Below are 16,695 nucleotides of genomic sequence, written 5' to 3' on the forward strand. Positions count from 1 at the left end.
GGATTTACAACCAATAAACTAAAATTGTTGCCCTTTCTCAAGGACGAATACGCTATATCATATGATAGGTTTAATAACTTCATCAGTGCAAACTTAGTAAATGTGTAAACATTAAGCAAAATACTTTTTAAAAAAATTTAAAAAGCTGATCTGAGTGCTTGTTCAAGGTCTTTTATCAGATAATCCGGTTCTTCCAGACCAACATACATTCGTATCAGCTGATGGCGCAGGTTCTGCTCATCATAATCGTTTATGCTTACCCCCGCAACAGCAGGTATAATTAAACTCTCGTGCCCTCCCCAGGATACCGCCATTAATACATGTTTGAGGCCGTTACAAAATGCTTCGATCTTTTCTATCGAAGAACCCTTGAGCGTAAAGCTGAATAAGCCCCCGCAACCTTGCATTTGCTGTTCGGCAAGCTCGCGTTGCGCGAATTCCTCATCAAACGGCCAGAGTACCTTGTCTACCCGGGGGTGTTGCTTAAGCCAGGCAATAACCTTTTTAGTTGTTTCAAAACTGCGCTCCAGACGCAAGGGTAGCGTGCGCAATCCCCTGATAAGTAGCCATGCCGAATGTGGTGAAAGCGCAGCACCGGTATTTAAAAACTCATGATCAAATATCTGTTTGATCAATGCTTTGCTACCAGTTAGCACGCCCGCCACCACGTCAGAGTGCCCGCCAATATATTTGGTTGCCGATTGCGCTACCAGATCGATCCCCAACTTTATGGGCTGTTGATATAATGGTGTACAATAGCTATTATCTATCATGGTGATGATATTGCGCTGCTTTGCGATAGCCGCAACGGCGGTAAGATCCTGCAGATCATAACTAAAAGTATTGGGGCTTTCCAGATAGATCAGCCTGGTTTTAGGCTGTATAGCTTGCTCGATATTTGCCGTATCGGTACCATCAACAAAGGTAGTGCTGATGCCGTATTTGCTGAGGAAGTTGTTGAAGAGTTTGATGGTCCAGCTGTAAGGATTTTCTATAGATACAATATGGTCGCCGTGTTTAAGCAGGGCAAGTATGGGCACAGTGATAGCCGCAATACCGCTGCCGAACACTAAAGCATCTTCGGCACCATCAAGTGCAGCCAGCTTTTTTCGCAGGATGTTCAAAGTGGGGTTTTGCCCACGTGAGTACAGCGTTGCCTCAAATTCATCTGTAAGCGCTTCCCTAAAACCGGCAACCGTTTTAAAGGTAAAATTACTGCTTTGGATAATTGGCGGCGCTACGGCATTAAAGTATTGGTCGCGCTCTTCGCCAAGTTCGTTCAGGATATAAGAAATGTCCATTATTTACTCAGGTTGAATGGTTTTTGGTTTGCGAGCGCCCAGGTAATAAATGCCCAGCCCCAGGGCATAGGCAGCGAGGCACCAGAAAGCTGCGAATGGATTTTCTTTAAACGTGATGAAGATATTGATGGTGACAAACCAATAAGCCAATATAAAGATCACCGGGATAAGCGGAAACCATTTAATGGTGTAAATGCCGCTGGTATCGAGGTCTTTTGTACGCTTGCGTAAAATAAAGATAGTTAAGGCGCAAAGCGAAAGCCCGATGGTATCAAAGAACATCACATACTTAAGCATCTGGCTAAATGAATCTACAAAGAAAAGGATGATTAATGCCGCAGCTACAAACACCGTCATCCCGAATTCCTGTACCTGTGTCTTGGGATTTACACGCTTAAAAATCTGCGGTAGTATGCCGTCTTCGGCCATGGCGTAGTAAACGCGCGGATTGGCCAGGATATTCACATTTACATACCCAAGCACGGAAACGAACATCAGTATAGATGTGATCTTGTATCCAGTTGGCCCGAATATTACCCCTGCCAGCTTAGCTGCCAGTGTGTGCGTTTGTTGCAGCCCGCCAATGCCTAAAACAGCATAATAAGCATAATTGATAGCCAGGTATAATGCTATGACCGTACTGATGCCAAATACAATGGCTTTTGGGATGTTAGTTTTTGCATTAATGATATCGCCACCAAAATTGATGGTTTGCTGGTACCCTCCGTAAGTAAAAAATACCGCCACCAGGCTAAGGCCAAATGCAGTTATCATGTTGCCGCCCTGCGCAGGAGCTGCTGCAACTACCGGAGCGGTAGCGTCACTTTTAAAAATAGCGGTGCAAAGCACCAAAACAGCAACAACCTTGAATATGGTAAGCACGTTTTGTGCGCGTGCACTCATCTTTATGCCCAAAAAGTTTATAACGTATAACACAAGTACTGTTAAAATAGTGGTAAGCTTTGTACCAACCTGGTTTTGCAAACTGGCAGGCAACAGGATAGGATTAATATATTCGGCGCCCAGCAAAGCGACGGCTGCCACAGATGATGCATTACTTATAACCAGAACCCAGTTGATCATGAACGCAAATGCCGGGTGATAACAATACGAAAATACCTTATAAAAACCACCGGTAGTTGGGTAGCGTGCGCCTATCTCCGCAAAAGTAAGTGCGCCGCATAAGGTCACCAACCCGCCAAATATCCAGGCCCCGAAAAATATCCATGCGTTACCGGCCTTTACAGCTACATCGCTTGGGCTGCCAAATATGCCCATACCAATCACCAGGCTAATTACAATCATGCTGAGGTCAAAGCGGTTAAGCCGTGGTTGGATACTCATTATTACCTATGCGTTTATTTTTTAAATTTATATTTTATATTTATTGCAAATTATAGCAAAAAGCCTTTACTTAGATAGCTGAAGCTACCGCGCCTTATTAAACTATTGTGAAGCAATTTAAACAAATATTACTTACGGGTATATTGATGTTTGCGTTTAAAGCTTATGTTTTTTCACAAGCTCGTAAAACGCATTATGCTTCTGCAAGGGCACAAAAACAAGTGACTCCTCCGCAGCGCCAGCAAGGTAGTGCACAATTAAAAGCTTTTCAGCAATTGGCCGCTGATGCCAACGTTTCATTCACTTTTCCGCAAGGCTTCAAAGAGCTAAAAGCGCCTAACAACGAGGATGTATCGTTTGACTACGCCATGGAATTACCAGGTAAAGAGTTTGAGATATGGTTTAGGGTGCGTTCGCTTAAAGAAAACTGGGCTGCTTACGAAAAAACCACCGTTAGCTATGCTGACAGGCCGGATAACCCCGACTCTTTATACATAGCTATGGGTAAGGCGCAGGCTACAGCTTTTGCCGGCGATAATCCCATTCTTTCACGCAGTATTCCGGCTAACATGGTAGCGCGTTACAATGGCGATGCCGGGCGCTCTTACATGATAAACTTACCCGACGAAGCGTTGACCAAACATTACCGTTATGCTTTATTATTAACGTTGCAAAAAGATCATACCGGCAGCATTATGGTGGTTTGTTTCTCTAACCAGCGTGGGCCCGAGTTTTTTAAGAACATTGACAAAGCCAGCAACTGTATCAAATTTAAGCCCTGATTTTCCTGGTGTTAATATGTTAAGATATTTAGATGCGATTTAAGTATTCGTATCTTATTTTTGCAAATAGCGCATTATGCGCCTTCCAATTTTATTATGGCAGAGAATGTAAATTATAACGACGATAGTATCCGTTCGCTCGACTGGAAAGAACATATCCGTTTAAGACCGGGCATGTACATTGGTAAGCTTGGCGATGGCTCTGCTTATGATGATGGGGTATATGTTTTGCTGAAAGAGATAGTGGATAACTCTATCGATGAGTTTGTGATGGGATCGGGCAGGACCATCGAAATCAATATGAGCGATCACAAAGTCTCTGTACGCGATTATGGCCGTGGTATACCATTGGGCAAGGTGATAGATTGTGTATCTAAGATCAACACCGGTGGTAAATACGATAGTAAAGCATTCCAGAAATCGGTTGGTTTAAATGGTGTAGGTACTAAAGCTGTTAATGCACTTTCTACTAACTTTATTGTTCAGAGTTACCGCGATGGACGCACTAAAATTGCTGAGTTTGAGAAAGGTGAGCTGGTTCGCGAGGATCCGGAAAAAGATACCACCCAGCGCAACGGTACTGCCATAAACTTTATGCCCGATAACAGCATTTTTCGCAACTACCGCTTTATCCCGGAGTTTGTGGAGAATATGATATGGAACTACGTTTTCCTTAACTCGGGGCTTACCATCAACTTTAACAACCAAAAATATTTTTCGGAACGCGGCCTTTATGACCTGCTTACCCGCAATGCTGACGCCGAAAACCTGCGCTATCCGATCATCCACCTTAAGGGTGAGGATATTGAGATAGCCATGACGCACGGCCAGTCATATGGCGAAGAATATTATTCATTTGTGAACGGCCAGCACACCACCCAGGGTGGTACGCACCAGGCGGCCTTTCGCGAGGCTGTGGTTAAAACCATCAGGGAATTTTACAAGAAAGAGTTTGATGCAGCCGACATCCGCGCATCGATAGTGGCTGCAATTGCAGTTAAAGTACAGGAACCGGTTTTTGAATCGCAGACCAAAACCAAGTTGGGCTCGCAAAATGTTGGCCCGGATGGGCCGTCGGTGCGCGGTTTTATCAACGACTTTCTAAAAAAAGAACTCGATAACTATCTGCACAAGAATCCTGCAACAGCAGATGCATTGCTAAAACGCATATTGCAATCAGAACGCGAACGTAAGGATATTGCCGGCATTAAAAAACTTGCTAACGATCGCGCCAAAAAAGCATCGTTACACAACCGTAAACTGAGGGATTGCAAACTGCATTTTGATGATAATCACGAGCGTAAGCAGGAAACAACGCTGTTTATCACCGAGGGTGATTCGGCCAGTGGATCGATCACCAAATCGCGCGATGTAATGACGCAAGCGGTATTCAGCCTAAAAGGCAAGCCCCTCAATTGCTTTGGTTTAACCAAAAAGGTGGTTTACGAGAACGAGGAATTTAACCTGTTACAGCACGCCCTTAACATTGAGGATGGCATTGATGCATTAAGGTACAACAACATTGTTATAGCAACTGATGCCGATGTGGATGGTATGCACATCCGCCTGCTGCTGATGACCTTCTTCCTGCAATTTTTCCCTGACCTGGTAAAGGCGGGGCATGTTTCCATCCTGCAAACGCCATTATTCCGCGTACGTAACAAAAAAGAAACTATTTATTGTTACAGCGACGAAGAGCGACGCAACGCCATTGCCAAACTGGGCAACAAGCCCGAGATAACCCGATTTAAAGGTTTGGGCGAGATATCGCCGGAGGAGTTTGGTCTGTTCATCGGTAAAGACATGCGCCTTGATCCGGTGATCCTTAAAAATGCCGACATTAAAGCGCTGCTTGAATACTTTATGGGTAAAAACACCCCAACCCGCCAACAGCACATTGTAAATAACCTGCGCGTGGAGAAAGACGACGAAAGCGTTAACCCGCTGGTTGCCGAAAAATCTGACGATGTGGAGTTAACTGTAGCGGTGTAAAGCATGAGAGATGCTAAGTATGTTTTATTTATCATCGAATATTTGTAAATTAGAACATGACTAAAGATAAAGTAATTGCAACGGTGAACGAGATGCCAACCAATTTCGATTTGGATATGCTTGTGGAGAGATTGATTTTGATTGACAAAGTAGAAAAGGGATTAGAACAGGCCGATAACGATGTTCTTACTTCTCACGATGAAGTCAAGCAATTGGTGAAAACATGGTCCAAATAAGCTGGACATCTTTAGCTATAAGTGATTTACAAAGCATTTACGATTATATTGCTAAAGATTCTATCACATACGCAGGAAGATTTATAGATAAACTAATTGCACGAGTTGATATACTGGAAGCGCATCCTGAATCTGGAAGGATTGTTCCTGAATTTGACAATCCTGCTATTAAAGAATTAATTGAAGGGGCCTATCGAATTATTTACAGGTTAGTTAACGAAGAAAAAGTTGAAATAATTCGCGTGCACCATTCTGCACGATTGTTAAAATAATAAATAACACTTATCTTGTATCCCCCATTCTTAAAAGAGCGGGGGATTTTTGTTACCAATAAAACAAAGCCCTCTCCTTTGGAGAGGGTTGGGAGAGGCTCAATGACAAACCACGAAATAAAAATAGATTTTAACGAATACGACTCGATCGGTGATTTAAACATACCTGATAAATTACTTTGCGAAGAAGCGGTGAAGGCTTTAGAAACTTCACACTCACCCTATTCAAAATTCAGAGTTGGTGTTGCGGTGCTGTTGCAAAGCGGCACCGTTTTACATGCCAGCAACCAGGAAAACGTAGCCTACCCATCAGGGCTTTGTGCCGAGCGGGTGGCCCTGTTCCATTGGGGAACATCTCATGCAGATGACCCTATTGTAGCCATGGCTGTTACTGCCCATACTGACGAATTTGAACTCACCAAGCCCATAACATCTTGCGGTGCCTGCCTGCAGGTAATGGCCGAATGTGAGAAAAGGCAACACCAACCGTTCAGGATATTGTTATATTGCATTGACGGCCCCGTGTGGGAAGTGAACGGCGTACAAAGCTTTTTGCCTTTCATGTTTTTTGAAGACCGCCTGATACAACAACCATCGCTATGAAAAAGTTAATTCTGTTACTTGTTCTGGCCTTTGCAGGCTTAGGCGCATACGCGCAAAAAGGTTTTCCGTTTGATAATGAGATCCGCGATTTCAAACAACAGGACAGTCTAAAGTTTCCGCCGAAGAATGGTATTTTGTTCATTGGCAGTTCATCGATACGTAAATGGACTGATCTGGAGCAGCGCTTTGCAGGCAAAACCATAATCCGCCGTGGTGTAGGCGGCTGCACCATTGAGCAATTGGTAGATTACTATACACCCTATATTATGTATCCCTATCAGCCGCGTAAAATATTTATTTACGCCGGGGAGAACGACATTGCTGCAGGAAAAAGCGGCGAATTTACTGCACGCCAGTTTTACCAGCTATGGGCAATGATCAAACAGAACCTGCCAAATGCAGAGATCTATTACATGTCTATAAAGCCAAGTCCAAGCCGGGCCAAGTACTTCGCTGAGGTTAGCAGGGCTAACACGCTTATTAAGAATTTTATAAAAGGTAAGCGCAAAAGCCATTACGTAGATGTGGCATCCGTTATCCTTAACCCCACAACCCAGCAACCGGATACCAGTTTATTTGAAAGCGACATGCTGCATTTAAACAGTAAAGGTTATGATAAATGGCAGGCGGTGTTAATGCCGCTGGTGAAATAATAAAATTATGTCATTGCGAGGAGCGCCAGTGACGTGGCAATCGCCTCGCGTTCTATACGTGCGAGGAGATTGCCACGCTATCGCTCGCAATTGTAAAGGTCAATTAATTCGGTAACAGAATTAGCTTTAAAGAATAAAGCAATATTGTTATGCGGAACATTAATAATGACCTTACGTTAAAGCGGAATTATCTGAGCAAATACCGTTTTCTGATCAGCGAATACGAGCAGGTCAAACGCAGGGAACATCCTGTTTATCGCTTTGCCAGGGATTTCTATTTGGCCCATGATACCGATGCCCGAGCGTTTTTGAAATACTACAATCTGTTCAAACAATCGGGCAATGAGCTTGATCTGCTCCCGCAGAAGCGCGGGCCGAAGTACGGCAGTCGCAGGCCTTCTCCGGTTGAGGAACAGCAAGTGCTCGAATTGCGGGATAAAGGCTGCAATAAGTTCGAGATCAACAGCCAGCTCAGGCAGAAATCCGATACCTTTACACCATCGCCATCAGGTATTTACAATATTCTGAAGCGCAATGGGCGTAACCGTTTAAAACCGGTTGACAGGGAAATCAAACAAAAGATCGTCAAGGAGCGCATGGGCCAGTTAGGACATATCGATTGCCATCATTTAAGTAAAAGCGTTATACGCGGACAAAACAGAAAGCTGTACCTGCTTTGCGTACTGGATGACTACAGCCGCCTGGCATGGGCACAGGTGATGACAGATATCACAGCACTCACTACGATGTTCACCGCAATGCATTGCATGCAGGCGCTCAAACGGGAGTTCGGCATCCAGATGGAGGAGATCATTGCAGACAACGGCCCGGAGTTCGGAACGGCTGTAAGTCAAAACAAAATGAACCACCCTTTTGAGCGTATGCTGGTCGAAACAGGTATCAAAAGAAGATATATGAAACCCTACCGGCCGCAAACTAACGGCAAGGTTGAACGCTTCTGGCGGACGCTCAAAGAGGACCTGATCGAAGATACAGACTTCGATAGCCTCCAGGAACTGGAAGATGAACTGCTTAAATACCTCGTTTACTATAATTGGGAAAGACCTCATCAGGGTATCGGTGGAAAGAAACCTATTGATATGGCTACCCTAAACAACAAAAAATAATACCTAATTCTGTTACCGAATTACCTAACCCTTACAGCAATGACATAATTTTTAAGCCCCCCTTTCTCGAAGAGAAGTTGGGGGACTTTATCCCAACAACAGAAAAGCCCCATAAAGGGGCTCATCTCACACTCAAACACTAAATAAAAATCAACTAAAAACGCTGTACACGTTTGTTATTTTCCAGCCGTTACCGGTGTTGGCAATGGTTACATAATTACTGCGGGTAAAACCGTTGTATTTCATATCCACTTTCACAACGGCTATGTGGCTGTTACTTTCAACCACTTCGGTATTGGTGGTGCAGGTTTGCTCAACGTTTTTCTGCTCCTTTAAAAAGTCGGTCATTTGTTTTTTGTCGAAACTCACAATTGATTTGCCCCTTAGTATGCTAAATTTAGCCGAAGCATCAACCACCTGGTTAAGCCCTTCGATTTTGCCGCGGGTCATGGCATCCAGGTAAGTATTAATAGCGTGTACACGGGTTAAATTTACGGCCGGTTCGTCGGCTTTTGCAAAGCTACATGTAATCATTAAAGCTACTACTGCGGTTAGGTTTCTTAAAGTTTTCATGGTATAAAAGTTTTGGTTTTAATTCTTGCTTGTTTATCTATAAGATGTGGTCAACTCGCGTTTCGTTACACTCCTAAATGTTAAAATGGCTTATTTAACAAACATTTAACATCCCGCGCCGAAAATTTATATTTGAGATGATGATTGATTACACAACCGTAATACAGCAGTATGGAGAGAACGGCGACAAAACCGGATGGACGTTCGTTATCATACCTTCCCACATCGCCCAAGAAATATTGCCTGGTAATAAAAGGGCTATGCGGTTACGTGGTTATCTGGACGAGTATCCTGTTTCGGGTATGTCAATGTTGCCTGCAGGTGAAGGTAATTTTATCCTGGCGCTTAAAGCAGAGGTACGCAAAGCCATCCGCAAAGAGCGCGGTGCGATGTTGCGCTTGAGGTTGGAACACGACAAGGATTTTAAACTGGAGATGCCTGCTGAATTACTGGACTGTTTTGAGTTTGAACCGCCCGAAGCCCTTGCCTATTTTGATAGTTTATCCAAATCACATCAGGGCTACTTTTTCAAGTGGATAAATGATGCTAAAACAGAGCAAACCCGCGCCAGCCGCATAGCAGCAACCATCAGCGCAGCAAATAGAAGAATGGATTACGGGGCGATGTTAAGGGAATTGAAGAAGTTGAGAGAAGGCTGATCTCGATATTCATCTTACTGTTAATATGTGCACAAAATCAGCAAAAATGCGCCTTGGCATATCTTTACATTCTCTTATCTTTACCCATCCGCATTAATTTTAGCTGTATAAATGAGCGAAGATATAAGCAATACTGATACTCCCGAAAATAACGAAGAAAACGTACTTCATAACGTAACCTCACTCAACGGGTTATACGAGAACTGGTTCCTGGATTATGCTTCTTATGTGATCCTTGACCGCGCCGTGCCGCATATTAATGATGGCTTAAAGCCTGTGCAGCGCCGTATTTTGCACTCGCTGAAAGAGATGGACGACGGACGTTTCAATAAAGCGGCCAACGTTATTGGTAACACTATGAAGTACCATCCGCATGGCGATGCTTCCATCGGAGATGCCATGGTACAGATAGGCCAAAAAAACCTGCTGATAGATTGCCAGGGTAACTGGGGCGACCCGATAACCGGCGACTCGGCAGCGGCACCACGTTACATAGAGGCCAGATTATCCAAATTTGCGCTGGATGTGGTATTTAACCCCGATACTACCGTTTGGCAGGCCAGTTATGATGGCCGTAACCGCGAGCCCATTACCTTGCCTGTAAAATTCCCCTTGTTATTAGCGCAGGGTGCTGAGGGCATTGCAGTTGGCTTGGCTACCAAAATTTTGCCGCATAATTTTATTGAGCTACTGGATGCATCCATTGGTGTATTACGTGGCGAGCGCCCTAATCTGGTGCCGGATTTCCCGACAGGTGGTATGGCTGATGTGTCGGCATACAACGACGGGCAGCGTGGTGGTAAGGTGCGGGTGCGTGCAAAAATTGTAGAGCGCGATAAAAAGACACTTGCCATTACCGAGATACCCTTTAGCACCACTACCGGTGGATTAATAGACAGTGTTATATCTGCCAATGACAAAGGCAAGATCAAGATCAAAAAGATAGAAGATAACACTGCCAAAGATGTAGAGATAGTTGTGCACCTGGCACCGGGTATTTCGCCTGACGTTACTATTGATGCATTGTACGCCTTTACCGATTGCGAGGTATCCATATCGCCAAACACCTGTGTGATACAGGATGATAAACCACGCTTCATGAGCGTGAATGATATGCTTACCGAGAGCACTCACTTTACCAAAGATCTGCTAAAACAGGAATTAGAGATACGGCTGAAAGAGCTGATGGAAAAGATTTTCTTCAGCTCATTGCTCAAAATATTTATTCAGGAAGGCATGTACAAGCATCCTGATTACGAAAGCTCATCAGACTTTGAAATGGTGTTAAGCGTGTTAAACCGCTTGTTTGAGCCATTCTTTGCGCAATTTTATCGCGCAATTACACCTGAGGATTATAAAAAGCTTATTGATAAGCCGATGAGCAGCATTACCCGCTTTGACGTTAAGAAAACGGACGAGCAGATCAAAGGGTTGGAAGCGGAGATCAAAACGGTTAAACATCACCTAAAAAACCTGGTGGATTACACCATTGCATGGTTTGAAAAACTAAAAGAGAAATATGGCAAAGGCCGCGAACGTAAAACCGAACTGCGCACCTTTGACCGTGTAGAAGCCTCGCAAGTGGCTTTAGCCAACGTTAAGCTGTATGTAAATAAGGTTGACGGTTTCATCGGCTCTGGTTTAAAGAAAGATGAGAACGTGGAACTGGTTGGCGAATGCTCTGATATTGATGATATCATCGTTTTCCGTAACGATGGCCGCTTTATTGTAACCAAAGTACAGGACAAGGTTTTTGTGGGTAAGGATATCGAACACGTAGCTGTGTTTAAGAAAAATGATGAGCGCACCGTTTACAACATGATCTATAAAGACGGGCAAAGCGGTATTGCTTACATTAAGCGTTTCTCTGTAACCGGCATAACACGCGATAAGGAATATGACCTTACCAAAGGCACCAAAGGCTCTAAAATGCTTTATTTCACCGCCAATCCAAACGGCGAGGCGGAAGTGGTGAACATACAATTGAAACCACACTCAAAGCTTAAGAAATTACAATTTGACGAAGATTTTGCGCTTATCGCTATCAAGGGCCGCGGATCTATGGGTAACATCGTCACCAAGTATCCTATCAAGAAGATAACGCTCAAGAGTAAAGGTATATCTACACTGGCCGGACGAAAGATATGGTATGATGATATCCTGAAACGTCTTAACGCTGATGGACGTGGTAAGTACCTGGGTGAGTTTGATGGCGATGACCGCATACTAACCATAATGCCTAATGGTGTTTATGAACTTACCAGCTTTGATCTTAATAATCACTTTGATGATAAGATGATCCTTATCGAGAAGTATGACCCGGCGAAGGTCTTCTCGGTGGTGCACTTTGAAGGAAAATCAAAGAACTACATGATTAAACGCTTCGTGTTCGAGAACGTGGCTATTGGTAAGCAAACCAGCATCATTAGTGATGAAAGCGGATCTAAGCTTGTCATCATCTCTGGTGCATCGCAGCCGGTTGTAAAAGTAGATCAGCTTAAGGGCAAAACCGCTATTGAGGAAACGGTGGAGCTGAACCTGGCCGATCTGATCGATGTGAAAGGCATGAAGGCCATGGGTAACCGTTTATCGGTACACCAGGTAAAAACTGTGGAACTGATAGCCGAGCACGACGATGAGGGAGATGTACCCGACCCGGCACCGGATTCTGTAGAGGATACTGAAATTGTAATTACCCCTGATGAAAAGAAAGTTGCTGATGCAGAACCTGCAGATACACAATCTGACCCCATTGCTAACGTTGTAGAAGAGGAAACTAAAACGGCTGAAAATCCTGCTGCGGAACAACCAAAGAAAAAGGTTGACCTGGAGATAACCAACCCCGATGATATTGACATGAACGGACAGTTAGACTTGTTTTAAACCACAAACACCATATGCTAAAACGTATACTTGCGTGTTGCATGCTTGCAATGGCCTGCAACACCATTACCCTTGCCCAAACTGCAACGCATACTTTCGCTTTAGGCGATAAAGATTTTCTGCTCGATGGTAAGCCTTTTCAAATGATATCCGGCGAGATGCATTACACGCGCATCCCTAAAGAATACTGGCACGAGCGCATGAAAATGGCCAAGGCTATGGGTCTTAATACCATAGGCACCTATGTGTTTTGGAACGCTCATGAGCCGGTGCAGGGCAAATACAATTTTGAAGGCGAGAATGATATAGCCGGCTTTGTACGTGCCGCAAAAGAGGAAGGCTTATATGTAGTGCTGCGACCCAGCCCTTATGTATGTGCTGAGTGGGAGTTTGGTGGTTACCCATGGTGGTTGCTTAAAGACCGCAACATGAAGGTACGCAGTAAAGACCCTGCCTTTATAAACGCTTACCGCAACTACATGATGGAAATAGGTAAGCAACTTGCGCCGCTGCAGGTTAACCATGGCGGTAACATCCTGATGGTGCAGATAGAGAACGAATACGGTTCTTACAGTAACGACAAGGAATACCTGGCCCAGAACGAAAAGATCTTCAGAGATGCCGGTTTTGATGGTTTGTTGTTTACCTGTGATGGCCCGGGCCAGATGCCGGCAGGCTACCTGCCCGGCTTTTTACCAGCAGTTAACGGCGAGGACAATCCTGCAAAGGTTAAAGAACTGATCAATAAATACCATGACGGTAAAGGGCCATATTACATTGCAGAATGGTACCCGGGTTGGTTTGATAGCTGGGGTAAAGCACACAGCCGCAGCAATGCTGATGAGGATGCCAAAAAGCTTGACGAAGTATTGTCAGCGGGCATCTCTATCAACATGTACATGTTCCATGGCGGCACCACGCGCGATTTTATGAATGGCGCAAACATGAACCGAAAAGAACCTTACTCGCCGCAAACATCGAGCTATGATTATGATGCGCCCCTTAACGAGGCAGGTGACCCTACGCCCAAATTTTATAAGTTAAGAGAAGTTATCGCCAAACATTTGCCTGCCGGGCAAACCTTGCCGGATGTGCCGCAAAAGCGCCGCCGTACCTATGCTTTAGAAGTGACTAAAGTAACAGGCGTAGCAAATTTATTTAACAACCTCGGTACTCCTGTTGAAAGCGAAAAGCCTATGAGCTTTGAAGACCTTGATCAAGGTTATGGTTTGGTGCTTTACCGCACTACGTTGGCCAATGCAACCGGTGGACTGCTTAAAATCAAAGAAATGCGCGATTACGCTACGGTTTATCTGAACGGTAAACGTGTTGCTGTATTAGACCGTCGTTTGGCACAAGATTCAGTTCAATTAGATGGAGTGACGGCTAACAGCGTACTTGACATATTGGTAGAGAACAATGGCCGGATTAACTACGGGCCATTCTTAACAGATAACCGTCAGGGAATCACCGAAAAGGTTACGCTTGCTGATAAAGAACTACTGGGTTGGAAGATGTATAAATTCCCGTTAACTACACCTGCAGGGTTTAAGTATGTGCCCGCCCAAAATGAAGGTGAGCAATATCCGGCCTTGTACCGCAGCACGTTCTCACTTAAAGGTGTTGTAGACACTTATTTGGATATGCACGGCTTTGGTAAAGGGGTGGCCTTTATCAACGGCCATAACCTGGGTAAATATTGGAATATTGGCCCACAGCAAACATTATTTGTACCTGCTGCATGGTTAAAAAGAGGAACTAATGAAGTAGTAATTTTTGATGAACTCAATAGCGGACATAAGCAGATAAGCACCATCGATCATCCCGTGCTGGATGAACTCATGAAAAAATAGGCATAAAAAAAGGCATCCAATGGATGCCTTTTTTTATTGTGTTTTGTGCTGATTATAAGATTAGGATCAAAACTAAAATGATGATGATGATAGCACCTATTGAAAGGTAGATACCACCGCTACCCATTGCTTGTGCTTCTTTCTTTAATTCTTTAAGCTCACCTTTTAATTCTTTTTTGTCAGCTTTAGTTAACTGCGATTTGTCCATCGCTTTAATTTCCTCAACGCGCTCTTTAATTTCCTCGCAACGTGCAATACGTTGTTCTTTGGTCATGTTAGCAGCTGCTTCTTTGTACATCTTTTCAGTGTTGATAGTACCTGCATTTGCGCTAAAGGTGAATGTTGTTAACAACATCGCGATGGCGAATAGATAAAATTTTGTTTTCATAGCTTAAAATATTGTAATGAGTGATTTTAAACTGATAAGTATTTAAACACACAAAAAGTTTTAATGAGCATTAAAAAAAATGCAAATTAAATGCTAATAAAGTATGCTGATTCAAATACGTGGCCTACGGCAACCTTCTGTATTGCCTCTTTTTCCTTAATGTCTTTAACTCCATCAGCAGAGTCGGCGCAGCCCAGCCACGGTTCAATACAAACAAAATCAGCACCGGGTTTTGACCATACGCCCAGATAATTAAAATGTGGGAATTCAACAGCCAAAGTTTTATCATGCCTGGTACTTTTAATGGTCACCAACCTTGATTTAAGACCTTTAAAAACCAGTGCATCGTTGGCAAAAAGTTCGCGCTTTAAATGCAGTTTTTTACCGTCAAGGGCAACAGGCGTTGTTTCGCCGGTGAATTGGCCGTCGGCGTTTAACAAATGGGCATGCAGATCTTCCGGCGTTTCAAACTCAAGATAGTAGTCTTCGTATGCTTCGCCCGTATTAAATGGCACATTAAAGGCTGGATGTCCACCTACTGAAAAATATACCGTTTGCGTATCCCTGTTGATCAATTTATAGGTAATGCGTAAGGCATTATCTATTAATGTGTACAAGACCTGAAAATCAAATTTGTAAGGATAAACCTCAAGTGTATGATCTGAATATGGAAGAGAGAAGCCTGCGTGCTCACTATCGCCCTCCAATACTAAAAATTCAGATTGGCGGGCAAAGCCATGCCTGTTCATTTTATAGGTTTTACCATCTACATGCAGCTCGTTATTTAACAAACCACCTACAATAGGAAAAAGGTTTGGCGCATGGTAAGCCCAAACATCAGGGTCGGCCTGCCACATATGTTCTACTCCGGTTTGTTTGTTTACAAGCGAGGTTAATTGTGCACCCTTGGCATCTATAGTTGCCCTTAGGTATTCATTTTCAAGAATGGTCATGGTTATGTGAGCGTTTAAAAAGCTATTAACAATCCTTATTGGATCTGGTTTCAAAGGTGAAAGTGCAAATAAAATTGGACGAGACAGCTATAAACAACAAAAGCCTCCAAATATGGAAGCTTTCGTTGTTATGTGATAGTAGTGGGCTTATGAGCCGCTTAATGCTGCTGCACCGCTTACTATCTCGGTTAATTCTGTAGTAATAGCCGCCTGGCGCGCCTGGTTGTAAGAAAGTTTAAGGGCTTTCAACAAGTCGCCGGCGTTCTCGGTTGCTTTGTCCATAGCGGTCATGCGGGCACCATGTTCAGATGCGTTTGAGTCTAATACCGCACGGTATAACTGGATCTTAATGTTTTTAGGGATCAGTTGCTCTACTATTTCCTCTTTTGATGGTTCAAGAATGTAATCAACCTGGCTTTCCGGAGTTGCTTCCTTTTTAGTGGCAAAAGCTTCTTTCTCGTTCTTTTCAGGTTTTGGCACCGGCAGCAATTGCTCGGTTATCAAAAACTGCGTTGCTGCGTTTTTAAAATGGTTGTAAACCAGCTCAACTCGGTCATACTGGCCATTAACAAAACCCTTCATTATCTCATCGGTAATTTTTGATGCGTTAATGAAGTTAAGATCAAGGTAAAGGTCGTTATGGTTACCTACCACATTGTATTTGCGGCGGGTATAAAAATCATGGCCTTTTTTACCAATGGCTACGATAGATACGTTACCCGCTTTCATTTGGGCATTGTATTTATCGTTGATAAGATTATTGGCAGCCTTGATGGCATTGGTATTAAATGCACCAGCCAAACCACGGTTTGAGGTTACTACTATCACCAATACGCGTACCGGCTCGCGCTCCTGCAGGTAAGGTGATGCACCATCTTCTAAACTTGCAGAAAGGTTAGCCAACAGGTCTTTCAATTTGCTGGCGTATGGGCGCAATTGTACAATGGCATCAGTAGCCCTGCGCAACTTAGCCGCCGAAACCATTTTCATGGCCTTGGTGATCTGCTGCGTTGAGTTTACAGACGCTATCCTGTTTCTTACTTCTTTTAAATTAGCCATTCGTTGTTTTGAGTATC

General features: G+C 43.8%; 16 protein-coding genes. 10 read left to right on the forward strand and 6 right to left on the reverse strand.

Annotated features, from left to right (window positions below; all coding sequences use genetic code 11):
- Positions 1-137: 137 nt before the first annotated feature.
- Both INP83_RS20590 and INP83_RS20595 read right to left on the reverse strand, forming a co-directional pair.
- The gene (locus INP83_RS20590; RefSeq protein WP_219125738.1) at positions 138-1,301 is read right to left on the reverse strand and encodes a PLP-dependent aspartate aminotransferase family protein; all 1,164 of its coding nucleotides are present in this window, start codon (positions 1,299-1,301) and stop codon (positions 138-140) included.
- 3 nt (positions 1,302-1,304) lie between these two features.
- Positions 1,305-2,645: an APC family permease gene (locus tag INP83_RS20595; protein WP_146272666.1), complete on the reverse strand. Its 1,341-nt coding sequence runs from the start codon at positions 2,643-2,645 to the stop codon at positions 1,305-1,307.
- 107 nt (positions 2,646-2,752) lie between these two features.
- Here INP83_RS20595 and INP83_RS20600 point away from each other — a divergent pair, with 107 nt between their 5' ends.
- The 7 genes from INP83_RS20600 (at position 2,753) to INP83_RS20630 (ending at position 8,310) form a co-directional block, all read left to right on the forward strand.
- Positions 2,753-3,427, forward strand: a complete 675-nt coding sequence (locus INP83_RS20600) for a hypothetical protein (protein ID WP_146272664.1) — start codon at positions 2,753-2,755, stop codon at positions 3,425-3,427.
- A 96-nt stretch (positions 3,428-3,523) separates the two neighbouring features.
- On the forward strand, positions 3,524-5,419 hold the full coding sequence (locus INP83_RS20605) for a DNA topoisomerase IV subunit B (RefSeq protein ID WP_219125739.1): 1,896 nt from the start codon (positions 3,524-3,526) through the stop codon (positions 5,417-5,419).
- 56 nt (positions 5,420-5,475) lie between these two features.
- Entirely contained in the window at positions 5,476-5,655 is a 180-nt protein-coding gene (locus tag INP83_RS20610) for a hypothetical protein (protein ID WP_219125740.1), read from the forward strand.
- Positions 5,643-5,927 (forward strand): type II toxin-antitoxin system RelE/ParE family toxin, encoded by a 285-nt coding sequence (locus tag INP83_RS20615; protein WP_219125741.1) that lies wholly within the window; start codon positions 5,643-5,645, stop codon positions 5,925-5,927. The genes INP83_RS20610 and INP83_RS20615 overlap by 13 nt, the downstream gene beginning before the upstream one ends.
- Positions 5,928-6,029: 102 nt before the next feature.
- Positions 6,030-6,530, forward strand: coding sequence for a cytidine deaminase (locus INP83_RS20620; protein WP_219125742.1), 501 nt, complete (start codon positions 6,030-6,032; stop codon positions 6,528-6,530).
- Positions 6,527-7,183: a GDSL-type esterase/lipase family protein gene (locus INP83_RS20625; protein WP_219125743.1), complete on the forward strand. Its 657-nt coding sequence runs from the start codon at positions 6,527-6,529 to the stop codon at positions 7,181-7,183. The genes INP83_RS20620 and INP83_RS20625 overlap by 4 nt, the downstream gene beginning before the upstream one ends.
- 149 nt (positions 7,184-7,332) lie before the next feature.
- Positions 7,333-8,310 (forward strand): integrase core domain-containing protein, encoded by a 978-nt coding sequence (locus INP83_RS20630; RefSeq protein WP_219125584.1) that lies wholly within the window; start codon positions 7,333-7,335, stop codon positions 8,308-8,310.
- A gap of 150 nt (positions 8,311-8,460) precedes the next feature.
- Here INP83_RS20630 and INP83_RS20635 read toward each other — a convergent pair whose 3' ends face one another.
- Complete coding sequence (locus tag INP83_RS20635) at positions 8,461-8,883, reverse strand: nuclear transport factor 2 family protein (protein ID WP_146272656.1); 423 nt, start codon at positions 8,881-8,883, stop codon at positions 8,461-8,463.
- Between the two features lie 137 nt (positions 8,884-9,020).
- On the opposite strand from INP83_RS20635, the gene INP83_RS20640 reads away from it, so the two are divergent.
- The 3 genes from INP83_RS20640 (at position 9,021) to INP83_RS20650 (ending at position 14,278) form a co-directional block, all read left to right on the forward strand.
- Positions 9,021-9,542 (forward strand): YdeI/OmpD-associated family protein, encoded by a 522-nt coding sequence (locus INP83_RS20640; protein ID WP_255563206.1) that lies wholly within the window; start codon positions 9,021-9,023, stop codon positions 9,540-9,542.
- Positions 9,543-9,653: 111 nt separating this feature from the next.
- Positions 9,654-12,425 carry a DNA gyrase/topoisomerase IV subunit A gene (locus tag INP83_RS20645; protein WP_219125744.1) on the forward strand — a complete coding sequence of 924 codons (2,772 nt, stop codon included), beginning with the start codon at positions 9,654-9,656 and terminating at the stop codon, positions 12,423-12,425.
- A 14-nt stretch (positions 12,426-12,439) separates the two neighbouring features.
- Positions 12,440-14,278 carry a beta-galactosidase gene (locus INP83_RS20650; protein ID WP_219125745.1) on the forward strand — a complete coding sequence of 613 codons (1,839 nt, stop codon included), beginning with the start codon at positions 12,440-12,442 and terminating at the stop codon, positions 14,276-14,278.
- A gap of 52 nt (positions 14,279-14,330) precedes the next feature.
- On the opposite strand, the gene INP83_RS20655 is transcribed toward INP83_RS20650, so the two are convergent.
- The 3 genes from INP83_RS20655 to atpG form a co-directional block, all read right to left on the reverse strand.
- Positions 14,331-14,666: a hypothetical protein gene (locus tag INP83_RS20655; RefSeq protein WP_146272650.1), complete on the reverse strand. Its 336-nt coding sequence runs from the start codon at positions 14,664-14,666 to the stop codon at positions 14,331-14,333.
- 86 nt (positions 14,667-14,752) lie between these two features.
- Entirely contained in the window at positions 14,753-15,619 is an 867-nt protein-coding gene (locus INP83_RS20660; protein ID WP_146272648.1) for an aldose 1-epimerase family protein, read from the reverse strand.
- A 147-nt stretch (positions 15,620-15,766) separates the two neighbouring features.
- The gene (atpG, locus tag INP83_RS20665; protein WP_219125746.1) at positions 15,767-16,678 is read right to left on the reverse strand and encodes an ATP synthase F1 subunit gamma; all 912 of its coding nucleotides are present in this window, start codon (positions 16,676-16,678) and stop codon (positions 15,767-15,769) included.
- Positions 16,679-16,695: the final 17 nt, after the last annotated feature.

The sequence above is a fragment of the Mucilaginibacter sp. 21P genome, assembly GCF_019331605.1.
Classification (GTDB): domain Bacteria; phylum Bacteroidota; class Bacteroidia; order Sphingobacteriales; family Sphingobacteriaceae; genus Mucilaginibacter; species Mucilaginibacter achroorhodeus.